At 61.9% G+C, this 18,954-nt stretch carries 15 protein-coding genes; 10 read left to right on the forward strand and 5 right to left on the reverse strand.

Annotated features, from left to right (window positions below; translation table 11 throughout):
- Positions 1–38 precede the first annotated feature (38 nt).
- Positions 39–239 (reverse strand): hypothetical protein, encoded by a 201-nt coding sequence (locus F8N66_RS08695; protein WP_034146736.1) that lies wholly within the window; start codon positions 237–239, stop codon positions 39–41.
- 684 nt (positions 240–923) lie between these two features.
- On the opposite strand from F8N66_RS08695, the gene pcaR reads away from it, so the two are divergent.
- The 9 genes from pcaR to pcaC all read left to right on the forward strand — a co-directional run bounded on the left by pcaR (position 924) and on the right by pcaC (position 10,474).
- Positions 924–1,766 (forward strand): pca regulon transcriptional regulator PcaR, encoded by an 843-nt coding sequence (gene pcaR, locus F8N66_RS08700; protein ID WP_150769781.1) that lies wholly within the window; start codon positions 924–926, stop codon positions 1,764–1,766.
- A 129-nt stretch (positions 1,767–1,895) separates the two neighbouring features.
- Positions 1,896–3,242: an MFS transporter gene (locus F8N66_RS08705; RefSeq protein WP_150769782.1), complete on the forward strand. Its 1,347-nt coding sequence runs from the start codon at positions 1,896–1,898 to the stop codon at positions 3,240–3,242.
- 271 nt (positions 3,243–3,513) lie between these two features.
- Positions 3,514–4,371 carry a CoA transferase subunit A gene (locus tag F8N66_RS08710; protein WP_020798340.1) on the forward strand — a complete coding sequence of 286 codons (858 nt, stop codon included), beginning with the start codon at positions 3,514–3,516 and terminating at the stop codon, positions 4,369–4,371.
- Positions 4,371–5,150 carry a CoA-transferase subunit beta gene (locus F8N66_RS08715; protein WP_150769783.1) on the forward strand — a complete coding sequence of 260 codons (780 nt, stop codon included), beginning with the start codon at positions 4,371–4,373 and terminating at the stop codon, positions 5,148–5,150. The genes F8N66_RS08710 and F8N66_RS08715 overlap by 1 nt, the downstream gene beginning before the upstream one ends.
- Positions 5,147–6,352, forward strand: coding sequence for a 3-oxoadipyl-CoA thiolase (gene pcaF, locus F8N66_RS08720; RefSeq protein WP_191622939.1), 1,206 nt, complete (start codon positions 5,147–5,149; stop codon positions 6,350–6,352). The genes F8N66_RS08715 and pcaF overlap by 4 nt, the downstream gene beginning before the upstream one ends.
- Before the next feature lie 200 nt (positions 6,353–6,552).
- Complete coding sequence (locus tag F8N66_RS08730; RefSeq protein WP_150769785.1) at positions 6,553–7,857, forward strand: MFS family transporter; 1,305 nt, start codon at positions 6,553–6,555, stop codon at positions 7,855–7,857.
- Positions 7,858–7,902: 45 nt separating this feature from the next.
- The gene (locus F8N66_RS08735) at positions 7,903–9,267 is read left to right on the forward strand and encodes a 3-carboxy-cis,cis-muconate cycloisomerase (RefSeq protein WP_150769786.1); all 1,365 of its coding nucleotides are present in this window, start codon (positions 7,903–7,905) and stop codon (positions 9,265–9,267) included.
- A gap of 11 nt (positions 9,268–9,278) precedes the next feature.
- A complete protein-coding gene (gene pcaD, locus F8N66_RS08740; RefSeq protein WP_150769787.1) occupies positions 9,279–10,070 on the forward strand; it encodes a 3-oxoadipate enol-lactonase in 792 nt (263 codons plus the stop codon).
- Positions 10,071–10,081: 11 nt separating this feature from the next.
- Entirely contained in the window at positions 10,082–10,474 is a 393-nt protein-coding gene (gene pcaC / locus F8N66_RS08745) for a 4-carboxymuconolactone decarboxylase (protein WP_007917093.1), read from the forward strand.
- Between the two features lie 150 nt (positions 10,475–10,624).
- Here the strand turns inward: pcaC and F8N66_RS08750 are convergent, their stop codons facing one another.
- The 4 genes from F8N66_RS08750 to emhA all read right to left on the reverse strand — a co-directional run bounded on the left by F8N66_RS08750 (position 10,625) and on the right by emhA (position 18,036).
- On the reverse strand, positions 10,625–11,884 hold the full coding sequence (locus F8N66_RS08750) for an OprD family porin (protein ID WP_150769788.1): 1,260 nt from the start codon (positions 11,882–11,884) through the stop codon (positions 10,625–10,627).
- Positions 11,885–12,253: 369 nt separating this feature from the next.
- Entirely contained in the window at positions 12,254–13,714 is a 1,461-nt protein-coding gene (gene emhC, locus F8N66_RS08755) for an efflux RND transporter outer membrane subunit EmhC (protein ID WP_150769789.1), read from the reverse strand.
- The gene (emhB, locus tag F8N66_RS08760; protein ID WP_150769790.1) at positions 13,714–16,875 is read right to left on the reverse strand and encodes an efflux RND transporter permease subunit EmhB; all 3,162 of its coding nucleotides are present in this window, start codon (positions 16,873–16,875) and stop codon (positions 13,714–13,716) included. Before emhB ends, emhC begins: the two co-directional genes overlap by 1 nt.
- Before the next feature lie 3 nt (positions 16,876–16,878).
- Positions 16,879–18,036 carry an efflux RND transporter periplasmic adaptor subunit EmhA gene (emhA, locus tag F8N66_RS08765; RefSeq protein ID WP_150769791.1) on the reverse strand — a complete coding sequence of 386 codons (1,158 nt, stop codon included), beginning with the start codon at positions 18,034–18,036 and terminating at the stop codon, positions 16,879–16,881.
- Between the two features lie 268 nt (positions 18,037–18,304).
- Here emhA and F8N66_RS08770 point away from each other — a divergent pair, with 268 nt between their 5' ends.
- Positions 18,305–18,937 (forward strand): TetR family transcriptional regulator, encoded by a 633-nt coding sequence (locus F8N66_RS08770; protein WP_150769792.1) that lies wholly within the window; start codon positions 18,305–18,307, stop codon positions 18,935–18,937.
- Positions 18,938–18,954: the final 17 nt, after the last annotated feature.

Genomic DNA, 18,954 nt, shown 5'->3' on the forward strand with positions numbered 1-18,954 from the left:
GTAAACGCAGACCCCAGGAAAAATTCAAGCCGGGTCCGTCAAGGCTCTTCGGCTTTGAGTTCCTTTTCCATTTTTTCCAGTTCTTGCTTGAAAACCTGATCCTGAACGGTGGCGCGTTTACGCCAGGGTTTGCGTTCCGGTTCGGGTTGGGCGGCGTAGGTGGTGACTTCCCCGCCGTAAACTTCCTTGTATCGTTGTTCCTGGCGCTCAAGTTCCACGCGCAGTTCGTCTTTCGTCACAGTGTTACCTGATTATGTTGAGATAAATTCTGGTGAAACGCGCTGCGTTCAATGTAGTGATCACGCTCTTCGAAAGAACAAGGCCCGGTCAGGCATCGTTTTTACGGCAGGGAGATCAGTACGTCCATGTTGCAGGCGGCCACGGCACCAGAGATAAATAGCTGACGTAGCATCAGATTCCTGTTCCAGCGAGCGCGTTGGCGATGCACATGCAGTCGGCGTCGCACGCTTGCCGAGGGTGGCGGCGATGGAACATCGCGCCACCGGGTAGCGGGATCGGCGAAGGAAAACCGCCTGGCTACTGATTTGCATTATAGCGAGCGAATCACAGAACACTATCGTCAAAGAGTTAAAAGTAGATCGTGATGGTTTTGTTGCCGTAACTTTTACAGGCAACTAGCGCGTTGCTGGATACCCCTGTGCGGCGATGCCTTTCTGACGCCATTAAGTCGAACAACTTAGGGCAACTACCTCCACCTCCAGGCAACATTCCCGACGGCGCGCAAACATATAAAGGACGGTGGCATGCCCCGGGGTGTTGGCCGGTCGGGGTCGGAAGTGGCGGGAGTCGATTGCGATAATCGGTCGATGGTTCGATAATCGCCCAATGTTGCCTGGTCGGGCTTGTTTGCCTGGCCCATGCCGCTTGTAATAGCCGCTGATCCGTGTGGGAAAGGACCTTTTATGAATGATCAACTGCGCAATTCCTTCGCTTCAGTGGCACCGCCAATCGTCGCTTCACCCGCCAAGCGGATCCAGGCGCTGACCGGCGACCCGGACTTCATGACTTCGCTGGCGCGCGGGCTGGCGGTGGTGCAAGCCTTTCAGGAGCGCAAGCGGCACCTGACCATTGCGCAGATCAGCCACCGCACGGAAATTCCCCGCGCCGCCGTCAGGCGTTGCCTGCATACCCTGATCAAGCTCGGCTACGCCACCACGGACGGGCGCACCTATTCCCTGTTGCCCAAAGTGCTGACCCTGGGCCATGCCTACGTCTCCTCGACGCCGCTGGCGGTTTCGGCCCAGCCGTACCTGGACCGCATGAGCGAGCAATTGCACGAGGCCTGCAACATGGCCACCCTGGAAGGTGATGACATTCTGTACATCGCCCGCTCGGCGACCACCCAGCGCCTGATTTCGGTCGACCTCTCGGTGGGTGGGCGCCTGCCGGCCTATTGCACCTCCATGGGCCGGATTCTGCTGGCCGCGCTCGATGACACGTCGCTGCGCGAGTACCTCGATCACGCCGACCTGCAGGCCAAGACCAGTCGCACGATCCATACCCCCGAGGCCTTGCTCGAATGCCTGCAGGAAGTGCGGCAACAAGGCTGGTGCATCGTCGATCAGGAACTGGAACAGGGTTTGCGCTCGATTGCCGTCCCGGTGTACGACGCCTCCGGCCAGGTGGTCGCGGCCCTCAATGTCAGCACCCACGCCGGCCGGGTCAGCCGCAACGAACTGGAACAGCGTTTCCTGCCTGGCCTGTTAAGCGCCAGCCGCGACCTCAGCGCCCAGCTGTTTGCCTAAGCTGTTCGATAAACGCACAGAGTCGACTTTGGTGAATTGACGCTGATTCCAGCGGATTAATACTGTCGCGGCGGCGCCAGCCTCAAGCTGGCCCCCGTTCGACCGTGTCATTTGCCTGGAATAACAATAATGAATCAGCCTCAATCCGCTGTAGGAAACTGCCTCGATGTGCAGTCCTTCATCAATGCTCAACCGATTTCACGCTACCAGTGGCGCGTGGTGATCCTGTGTTTCCTGATTGTCTTCCTCGATGGCCTCGACACCGCGGCCATGGGGTTCATCGCCCCGGCCCTGTCGCAGGATTGGGGCATCGACCGCGCCAGCCTGGGCCCGGTCATGAGTGCGGCGCTGATCGGCATGGTCTTCGGCGCACTGGGTTCCGGCCCGTTGGCTGACCGCTTCGGGCGAAAAATCGTACTGGTCAGCGCCGTGTTTCTATTCGGCGCCTTCAGCCTGGCCTCGGCCTACAGCACCAATGTCGACCAGCTGCTGGTCTTGCGTTTCCTCACGGGGCTGGGCTTGGGCGCCGGGATGCCGAACGCCACCACGCTGCTGTCGGAATACACCCCGGAGCGCAAGAAATCCTTGCTGGTGACCAGCATGTTCTGCGGTTTCAATCTCGGCATGGCCGGTGGCGGATTCATTTCCGCCAAACTGATCCCGGCCTTCGGTTGGCACAGCCTGCTGCTGATCGGTGGGGTTTTGCCGCTGATCCTGGCCGTCGTTCTGCTGCTTTGGCTGCCGGAATCGGCGCGCTATCTGGTCGTGCGTAACCGCGGTACCGACAAAGTGCGCAAGACGCTGGCGCCCATTGACCCGACGGTGGTCGCCCAGGCCGCCAGCTTCAGTGTCCCGGAACAGAAAATCGTGAAGGCGCGCAACGTGTTCGCCGTCATCTTCTCCGGCACCTACAGCGTCGGGACGTTGTTGCTGTGGCTCACCTACTTCATGGGCCTGGTGATCGTTTACCTGCTGACCAGTTGGCTGCCGACCCTGATGCGCGACAGTGGCGCGAGCATGGAGCAGGCCGCGTTTATCGGCGCGTTGTTCCAGTTCGGCGGGGTGCTGAGCGCGGTGGGCGTAGGCTGGGCGATGGACCGGTTCAATCCGCACAAGGTGATTGGCACGTTCTACCTGCTGGCCGGGGTGTTTGCCTACGCGGTGGGGCAGAGCCTGGGCAGTATCACGCTGCTGGCGACCCTGGTGCTGGTGGCCGGGATGTGTGTGAACGGCGCGCAATCGGCGATGCCATCGTTGGCCGCGCGTTTTTATCCGACCCAGGGACGCGCCACCGGCGTGTCGTGGATGCTCGGTATCGGCCGTTTCGGCGCGATCCTCGGTGCGTGGATGGGCGCGACGCTGCTGGGCCTGGGCTGGAATTTCGAGCAGGTGCTGACGGCGCTGGTGATTCCGGCGGCGCTGGCGACGGCGGCGGTGGTGATCAAGGGCGTGGTCAGTCATGCGGATGCGACCTGATCCCTGGCTTGAAATAGAGATTTAGCCACAAAGATCGCAGCCTTCGGCAGCTCCTACAGGGATTCGCGTACCTCTGTAGGAGCTGCCGAAGGCTGCGATCTTTTGCGGCGACACAAACCGATAGCCGAACAACAATGTGTTCGATAATCGAACATTCAGTCGATTATCGGATTGTTTGGCCTTCTTCACAGGCTTAATCTTCAGTCATTGCGGCGCTGCGCATCGGCGCCTTTTTCCACTGTCGGTTAATAACAAATGGGAGCCTGCCCCAATGGCTGAAATTCTTTCGCTGCACGACGCGGTGAAGCAGTTCGTAAACGACGGCGATACCGTTGCACTCGAAGGCTTCACTCACCTGATCCCTACGGCGGCGGGTCACGAGATCATTCGCCAGGGCAAGAAAGACCTGACCCTGGTGCGGATGACCCCTGACCTGATCTACGACCAGTTGATCGGTGCCGGTTGTGCCCGCAAGCTGATTTTCTCCTGGGGCGGCAACCCGGGCGTCGGTTCGCTGCACCGTCTGCGCGATGCGGTCGAGAAGCAGTGGCCGCACCCGCTGGAAATTGAAGAGCACAGCCACGCCGACCTGGCCAATGCCTACGTCGCCGGCGCATCCGGCCTGCCGTTCGCGGTGCTGCGTGCCTACGCCGGCTCCGACCTGCCGAAGGTCAACCCGCTGATCAAATCCGTGACCTGCCCGTTCACCGGCGAAGTGCTCGCCGCCGTGCCTTCGGTGCGTCCGGACATCACCGTGATCCACGCGCAGAAAGCCGACCGCAAGGGCAACGTGCTGCTGTGGGGCATTCTCGGCGTGCAGAAAGAAGCCGCACTGGCGGCCAAGCGCTGCATCGTCACCGTGGAAGAAATCGTCGACGACCTCAATGCACCGATGAACTCCTGCGTCTTGCCGACCTGGGCCTTGAGCGCTGTCTGCCACGTTCCTGGCGGCGCGCATCCGTCCTACGCCCACGGTTACAACGAGCGTGACAACCGTTTCTACCAGGCCTGGGACCCGATTGCCCGCGACCGTGAAACCTTCACCGCGTGGATCAACGAATACATCCACGGCAGCGCTGACTTCAGCGAGTTCCAGGCCAAACTGGCCGCCGCTTCGGAGGCGAAGTAATGACTTACACCACCAATGAAATGATGACCGTTGCCGCTGCCCGTCGCCTGAAAAACGGTTCGGTGTGCTTCGTGGGCATCGGCCTGCCATCGAAAGCGGCCAACCTGGCACGCCTGACGTCCTCGCCAGACGTAGTGCTGATCTACGAATCGGGCCCGATCGGCGCCAAGCCGAGCGTACTGCCCCTGTCGATCGGTGACGGTGAACTGGCGGAAACCGCTGACACCGTGGTGCCGACCGGCGAGATTTTCCGCTACTGGCTGCAAGGCGGGCGCATTGACGTCGGTTTCCTCGGCGCGGCCCAGGTTGACCGTTTCGGTAACATCAACACCACCGTGGTCGGTGATTACCACGCACCGAAGGTCCGTCTGCCGGGCGCCGGCGGCGCGCCGGAGATCGCTGGTTCCGCCAAGAGCGTGCTGATCATCCTCAAGCAGTCGGCCCGTTCGTTCGTCGACAAGCTCGACTTCATTACCTCGGTTGGCCACGGTGAAGGCGGCGACTCGCGCAAGCGTCTCGGTCTGCCGGGTGCCGGCCCTGTCGGCATCATCACCGACCTGTGCACCATGGAGCCGGAAGCCGGCACCAATGAGTTCGTGGTCACTTCGTTGCATCCGGGCGTGACTCGCGAGCAAGTGGTCGCCGCCACCGGCTGGCCGATCCGTTTTGCCGACAGCGTCGATGTCAACGCCGAGCCGACTGAAGTCGAGCTGACTGCGCTGCGCGATCTGGAAGCCCGCACCGCCGCGGCCCACGGCCAAGCACCCGGAGAAGCGTGATGCGTGACGTTTATATCTGCGACGCCATCCGTACCCCCATCGGCCGCTTCGGCGGTGGTCTGTCGGCGGTTCGCGCCGATGACCTGGCCGCCGTGCCGATCAAGGCGCTGATGGAGCGCAACCCGTCGGTGGACTGGACGGCGGTGGACGAGGTGTTCCTCGGTTGCGCCAACCAGGCCGGCGAAGACAACCGCAACGTGGCGCGCATGGCGCTGCTGCTGGCCGGGCTGCCGGACAGCATTCCCGGCGTCACGCTCAACCGCCTCTGCGCATCGGGCATGGACGCCATCGGCACCGCGTTCCGCGCCATCGCCAGTGGCGAAATGGAGCTGGCGATTGCCGGCGGTGTCGAGTCGATGTCCCGCGCACCGTTCGTGATGGGCAAGGCTGACGCAGCGTTCTCGCGCAACATGAAACTCGAAGACACCACCATCGGCTGGCGTTTCATCAACCCGTTGATGAAAGCCCAGTACGGCGTGGATGCGATGCCGCAGACCGCCGACAACGTCGCCGACGACTATAAGGTCTCCCGTGCCGACCAGGACGCCTTTGCCCTGCGCAGCCAGCAACGCACCGCCGTGGCCCAGGCCGCTGGCTTCTTTGCCGAAGAAATCGTCGAAGTGCGCATTGCCCACAAAAAGGGTGAAACCGTGGTCAGCCAGGATGAGCATCCTCGCGCCGACACCACCCTGGAAGCCCTGACCAAGCTGAAGCCGGTCAACGGCCCTGACAAAACCGTCACCGCGGGCAACGCCTCAGGCGTGAACGATGGTGCGGCGGCGTTGATCCTGGCCTCGGCCGAAGCGGTGAAAAAACACGGCCTGACCGCGCGCGCCAAGGTGCTGGGCATGGCCAGCGCCGGTGTAGCGCCACGGGTGATGGGCATTGGCCCGGTCCCGGCGGTACGCAAACTGATCGAGCGCCTGGGGGTGGCGGTCAGCGATTTCGACGTGATCGAACTCAACGAAGCCTTCGCCAGCCAGGGCCTGGCGGTACTGCGTGAGCTGGGGATCGCCGACGATGCACCTCAGGTCAACCCGAACGGTGGCGCGATTGCCCTGGGCCATCCATTGGGCATGAGCGGCGCGCGGCTGGTACTGACGGCGCTGCATCAACTGGAAAAAACCGGTGGCAGGAAAGGTCTGGCGACCATGTGCGTCGGCGTTGGCCAGGGCCTGGCACTGGCGATCGAACGCGTCTGATGGATAGCAATACCTAACCCCCTGTGGGAGCGGGCTTGCTCGCGAAGGCGGTGTGTCAGGCAACATGTTTATCGACTGACACACCGTTTTCGCGAGCAAGCCCGCTCCCACAAGGGGAGAGGTGTTGCTGATGTATCTGTGGAACGGGACTGTTGCAAAGTGTGTCTAGACTGTCACTGTCCCCATTGAGTGAAATAACAATGACAACCCCCACCGCTTCACCCGCCCTCTACACCGGCGAAGAGCGCAAAAAACGCATCTTCGCCATTGTCGGCGCCTCGTCCGGCAACCTGGTCGAATGGTTCGACTTCTACGTCTACGCCTTTTGTGCGATCTATTTCGCCCCGGCGTTTTTCCCGTCCGACAACCCCACGGTACAGCTGGTCAATACCGCCGGCGTGTTTGCCGCCGGTTTCCTGATGCGACCGATTGGCGGCTGGATCTTCGGCCGGGTCGCGGACAAGCACGGTCGCAAGAACTCGATGTTGATCTCGATTCTGATGATGTGCTTCGGTTCGTTGCTCATCGCCTGTCTGCCGACCTACAAGGACATCGGTGTCTGGGCGCCGATCCTGCTGCTGTTCGCCCGTTTGCTCCAGGGCTTGTCCGTGGGCGGCGAATACGGCACCACCGCCACCTACATGAGCGAAGTCGCCCTCAAGGGCCAGCGTGGGTTCTTTGCCTCGTTCCAGTACGTGACGCTGATCGGCGGGCAATTGCTGGCCGTGTCGCTGGTGGTGATCCTGCAACAGTTCCTCACCGAGGATGACCTGCGTGCCTACGGCTGGCGGATTCCGTTCGTGGTCGGCGCCATGGCGGCACTGGTGTCGCTGTACCTGCGCCGTTCGCTGAAAGAAACCACCAGCAAGGAAATGCGCGAAAACAAAGACGCCGGCAGTATCCGTGCGTTATTCCGCGACCATAAAGCCGCGTTCATCACCGTGCTCGGTTACACCGCCGGCGGTTCGCTGATTTTCTACACCTTCACCACTTACATGCAGAAGTACCTGGTGAACACCGCCGGCATGCACGCCAAGACCGCCAGCTACATCATGACCGGCGCGCTCTTTCTCTATATGTGCATGCAGCCGTTCTTCGGCATGCTCGCGGACAAGATTGGCCGGCGTAATTCGATGCTGTGGTTCGGTGCGCTCGGCACGCTGTGCACCGTGCCGATCCTGTTGAGCCTGAAAAGTGTCAGCAGTCCGTTCCTGGCCTTCGTGCTGATCACCGTGGCGCTGGCGATCGTCAGTTTCTACACCTCGATCAGCGGCCTGGTAAAAGCCGAAATGTTCCCGCCCGAAGTGCGCGCACTGGGCGTTGGCCTGGCGTATGCGGTGGCGAATGCAATCTTCGGCGGTTCGGCGGAGTATGTTGCCCTGAGCCTCAAGGCCGTCGGCATGGAGAACTCCTTCTACTGGTACGTGACGGTGATGATGGCGATCGCGTTCCTGTTCAGCCTGCGCCTGCCCAAGCAAGCGAAGTATTTGCATCACGACCTTTGATCCATACCCGCGGGCCCGCGTGGCCCGCGTCTGCAGGGATTGTTTATGAACCAGCGACCGGGCAATCAATTGTTCGATGCCTATTTCACTGCCCGCGATATGCGCGAGGTGTTTTGCGATCAGGGCCGGGTCCAGGCCATGCTCGATTTCGAAGCTGCGCTGGCCCGGGCCGAAGCGCGGGTCGGGCTGATTCCGCAGAGCGCCGTGGCGCCCATTGAAGCGGCCTGCCAGGCCGGGCATTTCGATTTTGCCGCCCTCGGTGATGCCATTGCCACTGCCGGCAATTCGGCGATTCCGCTGGTCAAGGCGTTGGGCAAGCAGATCGCGGCGAAGGATGCTGACGCCGAACGTTACGTGCACTTGGGCGCGACCAGTCAGGACGTGATGGACAGCGGCCTGGTGCTGCAACTGCGGCGGGCGCTGGCGCTGATCGACAGCGACCTTGAGCAACTGGGGCAAGTCCTCGCCACCCAGGCCCAGCGTTACGTGGCCACGCCGCTGGCCGGGCGCACCTGGCTGCAACACGCGACCCCGGTGACCCTCGGCATGAAGATCGCCGGGTGGCTGGGGGCGGTGACCCGCAGCCGCCAGCGTCTGCTTGAACTCAAGCCGCGCCTGCTGGTGCTGCAATTCGGCGGCGCCTCCGGCACCCTCGCGGCCTTGGGTGACAAGGCAATGCCGATTGCCCGGGCGCTGGCCGACGAGCTGCAACTGAGCTTGCCCGATCAGCCCTGGCACACCCAGCGTGATCGGCTGGTGGAGTTCGGCTCGGTCCTCGGATTGATCGCCGGCAGCCTCGGCAAACTCGGACGCGACATCAGCCTGTTGATGCAAACGGAAGCCGGCGAAGTGTTCGAACCCTCGGCGCCAGGCAAGGGCGGTTCCTCGACCATGCCGCACAAACGCAACCCGGTGGGCGCGGCGGTGCTGATCGGCGCGGCGACCCGGGTGCCCGGCCTGCTCTCGACCCTGTTCAGTGCCATGCCCCAGGAGCACGAGCGCAGCCTGGGCTTGTGGCATGCCGAGTGGGAAACCCTGCCGGAGATTTGCTGCCTGGTGTCCGGCAGCCTGAAACAGGCACTGCTGGTCACTCAGGGCCTGGAAGTGGACGCCGAACGCATGGCCCGCAACCTTGATCTGACCCAGGGCCTGGTGCTCGCCGAGGCGGTGAGTATCGTCCTGGCGCAACGGGTCGGGCGCGATACTGCTCATCACCTGTTGGAGCAATGCTGCAAACGCGCCGTGGCCGAACAGCGTCATCTGCGCGCGGTACTCGGCGACGAACCGCAAGTGACGGCCGAGTTGTCGGCTGAAGAACTCGATCATCTGCTGGACCCCGCCCATTACCTCGGTCAGGCCCGTACCTGGGTCGAGCGAGCGGTGGCTGAACATTTTGCGTTGACTGCCTGAAGGAGATTGCTGTGGCTTTCGTTCAACTCGCCGATGGCGAACTGCATTACCAACTCGACGGACCGGTGGATGCACCGGTCCTGGTGTTGTCCAACTCCCTGGGCACCGACCTGCACATGTGGGACGCACAGATCCCGGCGTTCACCGAGCATTTCCGCGTGCTGCGTTTCGACACCCGCGGTCACGGCCAATCGCTGGTGACACCGGGGCCCTACAGCATCGAACAGCTGGGCCGTGACGTATTGGCGCTGCTGGATGCCTTGCACATCGAGCGGGCGCATTTCTGCGGCCTGTCCATGGGCGGGCTGATCGGGCAATGGCTGGGGATCAACGCTGGCGAACGGCTGAATAAGCTGATCGTGTGCAACACCGCGGCGAAAATCGGCGACCCGTCGATCTGGAACCCGCGTATTGAAACCGTGCTGCGCGACGGCAAGGCGGCCATGGTCGCCTTGCGCGATGCGTCGATTGCACGCTGGTTCACCCCGGACTTCTCCGAAGCCAACCCGGCGGCGGCCAAGCAGATCACCGACATGCTGGCGGCCACGTCGCCTGAAGGTTACGCGGCCAATTGCGCGGCCGTGCGCGATGCCGATTTCCGCGATCAGTTGTCCGCGATCAAGGTCCCGCTGCTGGTGATTGCCGGCACCCAGGACGCGGTCACGCCGCCGTCCGGCGGGCATTTCATTCAGGAGCACGTGCCAGGCGCCGAGTACGCCGAGTTCTATGCCGCGCACTTGTCCAACGTCCAGGCCGGCGCTGATTTCAGCGAGCGCGTCCTGGCTTTTTTGCAGGCTCGTTGAGGGAGAGTGTCGTGGACGAGAAACAACGTTACGACGAAGGCATGCAGGTGCGTCGCGCCGTACTGGGCGATGCCCACGTCGACCGCAGCCTGACGACCCTGACCGAGTTCAACTCGGAGTTCCAGGAGATGATCACCCGCCACGCCTGGGGCGATATCTGGACCCGTCCTGGCCTGCCGCGCCACACCCGCAGCCTGATCACCATCGCCATGCTGATCGGCATGAACCGCGAAGGTGAACTCAAACTGCACCTGCGCGCCGCCGCCAACAATGGCGTCAGCCGTGGCGAGATCAAGGAAGTGATCATGCAGAGCGCGATTTACTGCGGCATCCCGGCGGCCAACGCCACATTCCACCTGGCGGAGTCGGTGTGGGATGAGTTGGGGGTTGAGTCGCGGGAATAAGCTTCAACGTCCGGCGAAGATCCAGTGTGGGAGCGGGCTTGCTCGCGAAGAGGGTGTGTCAGTCACCTATGATGTCGACTGATAGACCGTATTCGCGAGCAAGCCCGCTCCCACATTTGTTTTGTGGTGATGTACGGAGGGGGGCGGTGTTTACAACAGGCTGATCGGGTAGCTGATGATCAGCCGGTTCTCGTCGAACTCGTTGTTGCTGTAGTCGCGGCGCATGGTCGAGTTACGCCATTTGACGTTCAGGTCTTTCAACGCACCGCTCTGCACGGTGTAGCCCAGTTCGCTCTCGCGTCCCCATTCCTTGCCGTCGGTGATGCTGCCGGTGTGCACGTTGTCGCCGCTGATGTAGCGGTTCATCAGGGTCAGCCCCGGCACGCCGAGGGCGACGAAGTTGTAGTCGTGACGCACCTGCCAGGATTTTTCCCGGGCGTTGTCGTAGCTGGAGTTGTAGCTGTCGTTGGCCAGGGTGCCGCCGCTGGTGCCGTTGACCCGCATCCACGGGCTGTCGCCGGTGAGTTTCTGCAGGCCGACGTAGAAGGTGTTGCCACCGTATTTGGCCGAGAACAGGCCGTACATCGTCTTGTTGTCGAGGTCGCCGGCGCGGGCGCTGCCGTCATCCTTGCCGTAGAAGAAGCCGAGGTTGGCGCCCAGGGTCCAGTCGCCGAGGGGCTGGCTGTGGGTCAGGTTGATGAACTGCTGGCTGTAGATGTCCTTGAGTTCAGCATTCCACACCGCGATCTGGGTGCGTTTTTCGTTGAACAGGTATTCGCCGCCCTGGAAGTTGAAACGGTCCGAGGTGAACGCCGCTTTGCCGGTCATCGACAGGTCGTCCATGCTGCTGTCGTCCCGCGGGCTGTTCTGGCGGAATTGGCCGCCATAGAGCGTCAGGCCGTTGATTTCCCTGGAGGTGATCTGGCCGCCACGGAAGGTTTGCGGCAGCGAGCGGCCATCGTCGGAACGCAGGATCGGCAACACCGGCATCCATTCGCCCACCTTCACTTCGGTCTGCGACAACTTGGCCTTGAACGCCACGTTGGTGCGACCGTAGTTGTCAGCCGGGCGACCGTCGCTGTCCAGCGGCAGCAATTGCGTGCCGCCCGTGCCTTTGCCGCCATCGAGTTTCACCGAGTACAACCCCAGCACGTCCATGCCGAACCCGACGGTGCCCTGGGTGAACCCGGACTTGGCGTCGAGAATGAAGCTCTGTGTCCATTCCTCGGCCTTGCCCTGGGCCTTGGTCGGGTTGGTGAAGTTGCGGTTGATGTAGAAGTTGCGCAGGTTCAGGTTGACCTTGGCGCCTTCGACAAAGCCGGACTCTTCGGCCTGGGCGGACAGGGCCGCGCTGGCCAGTGCCAGGGCAATCAGGCTGGGAACAAAATACTGCGCGGTAGAAGGCGTCATGGCTTGAGTCTCTCTAATTCTTGGGGATGAAACGGGTAGTGCCGCAACCGGGTGGGTGCAGACGAAAGTCGACCTATTTGGGTGAAGCCAGGGGATCAGCCGGACAGGGCAGGGCGCGGGGGCATGGTGTCGAACCTGTTGTTATTGGTTTTGTGGTCGAATGGTGCTGTGAATGTACTAGATGGTTCAATTGGTGAAAGTGGGTTTTGGGCGATTATCGAACAGCAAAAGATCGCAGCCTTCGGCAGCTCCTACAGAAGATCGCGATTTCGTGTAGGAGCTGCCGAAGGCTGCGATCTTTTGATCTTCGCTTGTTCAAAGCCAACAAAAAGCCCACCAAAAGGTGGGCTTCGTGTTTTCAACGCGCGATCAGAACAGCTTCAGCTTCGGCGCTTCTTCTTTCAACGGCTCGTTCTTCGCCGTCTGTTCGTTCCAGCCACCGCCCAGCGCCTTGTACAGATTCACGGCGCTGACCAGTTGCGCCAGGCGGTCGGTGATCAGCGCCTGTTGGGCACTGAACAGCTGGCGCTGGGCATCGAGGAAGGTCAGGTTGCTGTCGACGCCGATGCGATAACGACGCTCGGCCAGGCGGTAGTAGTCCTGGTTGGCGGCGACGAAATCACGCTGCGCCTGCAACTGATGGGTGTAGGTCTCGCGGGCGGCCAGGCCGTCGGCGACTTCCTGGAAGGCCGTTTGAATGGACTTCTCGTAGTTCGCCACGCCAATGTCTTTCTGGATTTTCGAGTAATCCAGGCTGGCGCGCAGGCTGCCGGCGTTGAAGATCGGCAGGTTGATCTGCGGCTGGAACAGCCAGGTGCCCGATCCGCCCTTGAACAGGCCGGACAGGTCCGGGCTCAGGGACCCGGCGTTGGCCGTCAGGCTGATACTCGGGAAGAACGCAGCCCGCGCCGCGCCGATGTTGGCGTTGGCGGCCTTGAGGTTGTATTCGGCTTGCAGGATGTCCGGGCGACGTTGCAGCAAGTCGGACGGCAGGCCGGGCGGTACGTCGCTCAGCAAGTCGTCGTTCAGCGGTCGGGCCGCTTGCAGATTGGCCGGGATCCCCGTGCCGAGCAGCAGCACCAGGCTGTTTTCATCCTGGGCGACCTGGCGGGTATACCGCGCCAGTTGCGCCCGGGCGTTTTCCACCGAGGTCCGCGACTGCGCCAGGTCCAGGGCCGAGGCCACGCCCACTTCGTTGCTGCGGGCGGTGAGCTTGTAGCTCTCTTCGAACGCGGCCAGGGTGTCCTGGGTCAGCTTGTAGAGTTCCTTGTCGGCCTGCCAGGTCAGGTAGGCATTGGCCACGCTGGCCACCAGGCTGATCTGGGTGCTGCGCCGGCCTTCTTCGGTGGCGAAGTACTTCTGCAGGGCTTCTTCGTTCAGGCTGCGAATCCGGCCGAACAGGTCCAGTTCGTAGGCGCTGATGCCGACGGTGGCCGAGTAGGAGCTGGTGATACCCGCCTCACCGGTTTGCGAAGCATCGGCCGGGACGCGCTGGCGGCTGCCAGTGCCATTGGCCGAAACGGCCGGGAACAGATCGGCGCGGGAGATGCGGTATTGAGCCGCAAAGGCGTCGATGTTCAGGGCCGCGACACGCAGGTCACGGTTGTTCTCCAGGGCGACCTGGATCAGCTGTTGCAGGGCCGGGTCATGGAAAAACTGCTTCCAGCCCTGCTCGGCGGCGGCCTGGGCCGGTGCCTGGGCCGGCGAGTACGCCAGGCCCTGCGGGTATTGATCTGCCACCGGAGCGTCCGGCTGCTGATAATCAGGTATCAGCGAGCAGCCACCGAGCACGAAGGCGGCGACTGCCAGGGAGAGTAGCGACTTGCTCATTAGCCAGCCTCTTTAGGAGTTTCAGTGGCGTCTTCCTGGTCGACGTTTTTACGCTGACCCATGGCCGACACGGTGACAAAGAACAGCGGGACCCAGAAGATCGCCAGGACGGTGGCGGTGATCATACCGCCAATCACCCCGGTACCGATGGCATGCTGGCTACCGGAGCCTGCACCCGTGGAAATGGCCAGGGGGACCACACCGAGGACGAACGCCAGCGAGGTCATGATGATCGGTCGCAGACGCATGCGGCAGGCTTCGATCGCCGCCTCGCGCAGGCTGCGCCCTTGCTCGTGCAGTTCCTTGGCAAATTCGACAATCAGAATGGCGTTTTTCGCCGCCAGGCCGATGGTCGTCAACAGGCCCACCTGGAAGTACACGTCGTTGGACAGGCCGCGCAGGCTGGTGGCCATCAGTGCCCCGATGATCCCCAGCGGCACCACCAGCATGACCGCGATCGGAATCGACCAGCTTTCATACAGCGCCGCCAGGCACAGGAACACCATCAGCAGCGACAACGCGTACAACGCCGGTGCCTGGGAGCCGGACAAACGTTCCTCGTAGGACAGACCGGTCCAGGAAATACCGACGCCGGCCGGCAGTTTCTTGGCCAGGGCCTCGACTTCGGCCATGGCTTCACCGGTGGAATAACCCGGGGCCGGGGCACCGAGGATTTCCATCGCTTCCACGCCGTTGTAGCGGGCCAGTTTCGGCGAGCCGTAAATCCACTCGCCCTTGGCGAACGCCGAGAACGGAACCATGGTGCCGGCGCTGTTGCGCACGTACCACTTCTTCAGGTCTTCAGGGCTCATGCGCGCCCCCGGCTGGCCTTGCACGTACACCTTCTTCACCCGACCGCGGTCAATGAAGTCGTTGACGTAGCTACTGCCCAGGGCAATCGACAGGGTGTTGTTGATGTCGGCGATGGTAATGCCTAAGGCACTGGCCTTCTCGTCGTCGATTTCCAGCTGGTATTGCGGTTCGTCGTTCAGGCCGTTCGGACGCACTTGCGTCAGCACTTTGCTCTGTGCGGCCATGCCGAGGAACTGGTTACGGGCTTCCATCAGCTTGTCGTGACCGATGCCGGCGCGGTCTTGCAGGAACACGTCGAAACCGGTGGCGTTACCCAGCTCCAGTACCGCCGGTGGCGCAAAGGCGAACACCATGGCGTCACGGAAGGTGAAGAAGTGCTGCTGGGCACGCGCCGCGACCTTGAACACGCTGTTGTCGGCGTTACGTTCGTCCCACGGCTTGAGCATGATGAACGCCATGCCCGAACTCTGGCCACGGCCGGCGAAGTTGAAGCCGGTCACGGTGAACACCGAGTTCACGGCATCGCCTTCACCGCCATCCTTGCCCGGACGCAGCAGGAATTCACGCATCTGGTCCACGACCACTTGCGTGCGCTGGGACGTCGAGCCGGCCGGTGTCTGCACCTGGGCGAACAGGACGCCCTGGTCTTCTTCCGGCAGGAACGCCGTTGGAATGCGGGTGAACAGCCAGATCATGCCGACCACGATGATCAGGTATGCCAGCAGGTAGGGCGCCTTGTGCGTGAGCATGTTGCCCACGCCACGCTCGTAGCTGCGTACGCCACGGTCGAAGTTGCGGTTGAACCAGCCGAAGAAGCCGCGTTTGGGCGTGCCGTGCTCGCCTTTGGGGATCGGCTTGAGCATGGTGGCGCACAGCGCCGGGGTGAAGATCAACGCAACCAGTACCGACAGGGCCATGGCCGAGACGATGGTGATCGAGAACTGCTTGTAGATCACACCAGTGGAGCCGCTGAAGAACGCCATCGGCAGCAATACGGCCGACAGCACCAGGGCGATACCGACCAGCGCACCCTGGATCTGCCCCATGGATTTCTTGGTGGCCTCCTTGGGTGACAGGCCTTCTTCGCTCATCACCCGTTCGACGTTTTCCACCACGACGATGGCATCGTCCACCAGCAAGCCGATGGCCAGCACCATGCCGAACATGGTCAGGGTGTTGATGCTGAAACCGGCCGCCGCGAGGATGCCGAAGGTGCCGAGCAATACCACCGGCACGGTCATCGTGGTGATGACGGTGGCGCGGAAGTTCTGCAGGAACAGGAACATCACCAGGAACACCAGCGCGACCGCTTCAACCAGGGTGTGAACCACGCCCTTGATCGATTCGGTCACCACCGGGGTGGTGTCGTACGGGAACACCACTTCCATCCCTTGCGGGAAGAACGGCTTGAGGTTGTCGATGGTCTTGCGCAGGGCTTTTGCGGTGTCGAGGGCGTTGGCACCGGTGGCCAGTTTCACCGCCAGGCCGGACGCCGGGGCACCGTTGAACTGGGCATTGATGCTGTAGTTCTCGCCACCCAGGCCCACGTCGGCGACATCTTTCAAGCGAACCTGGGAACCGTCCTTGTTGACCTTGAGCAGGATTTTGTTGAACTGCTCGGCGGTCTGCAGGCGGGTCTTGCCGATGATCGTCGCGTTCAGCTGCGTGCCGGGCATGGCCGGCAGGCCGCCGAGCTGGCCAGACGAAATCTGCACGTTTTGCGCGGCAATGGCGGTCTTGACGTCGATCGGGGTCAGGTTGTAGTTGTTCAACTTGGCCGGGTCGAGCCAGATACGCATGGCGTACTGGGAGCCGAACACCTGGAAGTCACCGACACCGGCAGTCCGGGAGATCGGATCCTGCATGTTGGACACGATGTAGTTGGACAGGTCGTCCTTGGTCATGCTGCCGTCACGCGACACCACACCGATCACCAGCAGGAAGTTCTTCACCGCCTTGGTCACGCGGATACCCTGCTGCTGCACTTCTTGCGGCAGCAGCGGGGTGGCCAGGTTCAGCTTGTTCTGCACCTGGACCTGTGCGGTGTCGGAGTTGGTGCCTTGCTCGAAGGTCGCGGTGATGGTCATGGTGCCGTCGGAGTTACTTTCCGAGGACACATAACGCAGGTTGTCGATACCGTTGAGCTGTTGCTCGATCACCTGCACCACGGTGTCCTGCACGGTTTGCGCGGAGGCACCCGGGTAGGTCACCTGAATCGCAATGGCTGGCGGCGCAATGCTCGGGTATTGGTTGATCGGCAGTTTGAGGATCGAGAGTGCCCCGACCAGCATGATCACCAGGGCGATTACCCAGGCGAAAATCGGACGGTCGATAAAAAATCTGGACATGGTTTACTCCCCTTTGCCGCTGGCAGCCTGCTCAGCTGCCTTGGCGGGGGCCGGGTTCTTTGCGCCGACGTTGGTCGCCTCACTGGCCTTGACTTCCACGCCAGGTTTGACGAACTGCAGCCCTTCGGTGATCAGGCGATCGCCGGCCTTCAGGCCGTCTTCGATCAGCCACTGGTTACCGACGGTGCGGCTGGCCTTGAGCTGACGCAGTTCGACCTTGTTGTCAGGGCCGACGACCAGTGCGGTCGGGCTGCCCTTGAGGTCGCGGGTCACGCCTTGTTGCGGGGCGAGGATCGCCGCGCTGTTCACACCGGCCTGCAACTGGGCGTGGACGAACATGCCTGGCAGCAGGGTGTGGTCCGGGTTGGGGAACACGGCTCGCAGGGTTACGGAACCGGTGGTCTGGTCAACCGAGACTTCGGAGAATTCCAGCTTGCCTTCCTGCTTGTACTGGCTGCCGTCCTCAAGGGTCAGCTTGACCATCGCGGCGTTGTCGCCGGCTTTTTGCAGGCGGCCGCTTTCCAGTTCGCGGCGCAGTTGCAGCAGCTCGACCGACGACTGGGTGACGTCGACGTAGATCGGGTCCAGTTGCTGGATGACGGCCATCGCTTCGGTCTGACCGTTGCTGACGAGGGCGCCTTCGGTCACCGAAGAGCGGCCGATACGACCGGTCAGTGGCGCGTAGACCTTGGTGTAGCGCACATTGATCTGGGCGGTTTGCAGGGCGGCTTCCGATTGCAGGCGATTGGCCACGGCAGTGTCGTATTCCTGGCGGCTCACGGCTTGCTCGTTGACCAGTTGCTGGTAGCGGTCGGAGATCGACTTGGTCGAGCGCAGGTTGGCTTCGGCGCTTTTCTGCGTGGCTTCATAGACCGCCGGGTCGATCTGGTACAGCTGCTGGCCGGCTTTGACATCGCCGCCTTCCTTGAACAGGCGCTTGAGAATGATGCCGTTGACCTGTGGGCGCACTTCGGCGATGCGGAACGCGCTGGTGCGGCCCGGCAGCTCGGAGGTCAACGTAAACGTTTGCGGCTGCAAAGTGACGACGCCGACCTGAGGCGGTGGTGCGGCCGGTGCCGCTTCTTCCTTTTTGCATCCGCTGAGCAACGATGCGAGGGCGACGGCGGCGACCAGAGCGGTAACAGCTGGCTTGAATTGCATGAAAATCCTCGGGTCAGGCGCGCATGAAACGCACAAGAAAACATGGAAGGTTTAAAAATGGAGTACCGGGTGGATAAGTAGCTTGCTAAGGAATATACTTACATTCACGGTTGTTTGTAAATACCTCGGCTCGGTATCCTCGCCGTTACAGCGGCCGTCGCAAGGTTGGAATTGTAGGCCCGGGGACGCGCCCCAAGAACGCTCGCCCCGCTTTTATTCAGCTGATATTCAGACATCGCTGAAGCATCCTGATTGAGGTTGTACTGCCATGGTCCGTCGCACCAAAGAGGAAGCTCAAGAAACCCGCAACCAGATACTCGAAGCGGCCGAAAAGGCCTTTTTCGAGCGGGGCGTGGCCCGTACGACCCTGGCGGACATCGCGACCCTGGCCGGTGTCACCCGCGGTGCTATCTACTGGCATTTCAGCAACAAGGCGGATCTGCTGCAGGCCATGCTCGACACCTTGCAAGAGCCCCTGGATGAACTGGCCAAGGCCGCCGAGAGCGAAGACGAACTCGACCCGTTGGGCTGCATGCGCAGGCTGCTCATTCATTTGTTTCATGAAGTTGCGCTGGACCCCAAGACCCGGCGCATCAACGAAATTCTGTTTCATAAGTGCGAGTTCACCGATGAAATGTGTGACTTGCGCCAGCAGCGGCGCACGGCCAGCCTTGAATGCAACTCGCGGATTGGCCAGACCCTGCGTAATGCCGTGAACCGTGGGCAGTTGCCGGACAATCTCGACACCGCCCGCGCGGCCATCAGCATTCATGCCTATATAGATGGCCTGTTGTATCAATGGTTGCTCGCACCCGACAGCTACGAGTTGCACACCGAGGCCGAGCGTTGGGTCGATATCGCGCTGGACATGCTGCGTTTCAATCCCAGCCTGCGTAAGTGAAACAAAATGCGTAATCG

It is taken from the genome of Pseudomonas fluorescens (assembly GCF_902498195.1).
Lineage (GTDB): Bacteria > Pseudomonadota > Gammaproteobacteria > Pseudomonadales > Pseudomonadaceae > Aquipseudomonas > Aquipseudomonas fluorescens_BU.

Excerpts from the sequence above, each read along its gene's own strand:
- F8N66_RS08735 (WP_150769786.1), top strand. The coding sequence starts at position 7,903 with ATGAACCAGCGACCGGGCAATCAATTGTTCGATGCCTATTTCACTGCC.
- F8N66_RS08770 (WP_150769792.1), top strand. The coding sequence starts at position 18,305 with ATGGTCCGTCGCACCAAAGAGGAAGCTCAAGAAACCCGCAACCAGATA.
- F8N66_RS08710 (WP_020798340.1), top strand. The coding sequence starts at position 3,514 with ATGGCTGAAATTCTTTCGCTGCACGACGCGGTGAAGCAGTTCGTAAAC.
- F8N66_RS08750 (WP_150769788.1), bottom strand. The coding sequence starts at position 11,884 with ATGACGCCTTCTACCGCGCAGTATTTTGTTCCCAGCCTGATTGCCCTG.
- pcaR (WP_150769781.1), top strand. The coding sequence starts at position 924 with ATGAATGATCAACTGCGCAATTCCTTCGCTTCAGTGGCACCGCCAATC.
- F8N66_RS08715 (WP_150769783.1), top strand. The coding sequence starts at position 4,371 with ATGACTTACACCACCAATGAAATGATGACCGTTGCCGCTGCCCGTCGC.
- F8N66_RS08705 (WP_150769782.1), top strand. The coding sequence starts at position 1,896 with ATGAATCAGCCTCAATCCGCTGTAGGAAACTGCCTCGATGTGCAGTCC.
- F8N66_RS08730 (WP_150769785.1), top strand. The coding sequence starts at position 6,553 with ATGACAACCCCCACCGCTTCACCCGCCCTCTACACCGGCGAAGAGCGC.
- emhA (WP_150769791.1), bottom strand. The coding sequence starts at position 18,036 with ATGCAATTCAAGCCAGCTGTTACCGCTCTGGTCGCCGCCGTCGCCCTC.
- emhC (WP_150769789.1), bottom strand. The coding sequence starts at position 13,714 with ATGAGCAAGTCGCTACTCTCCCTGGCAGTCGCCGCCTTCGTGCTCGGT.
- emhB (WP_150769790.1), bottom strand. The coding sequence starts at position 16,875 with ATGTCCAGATTTTTTATCGACCGTCCGATTTTCGCCTGGGTAATCGCC.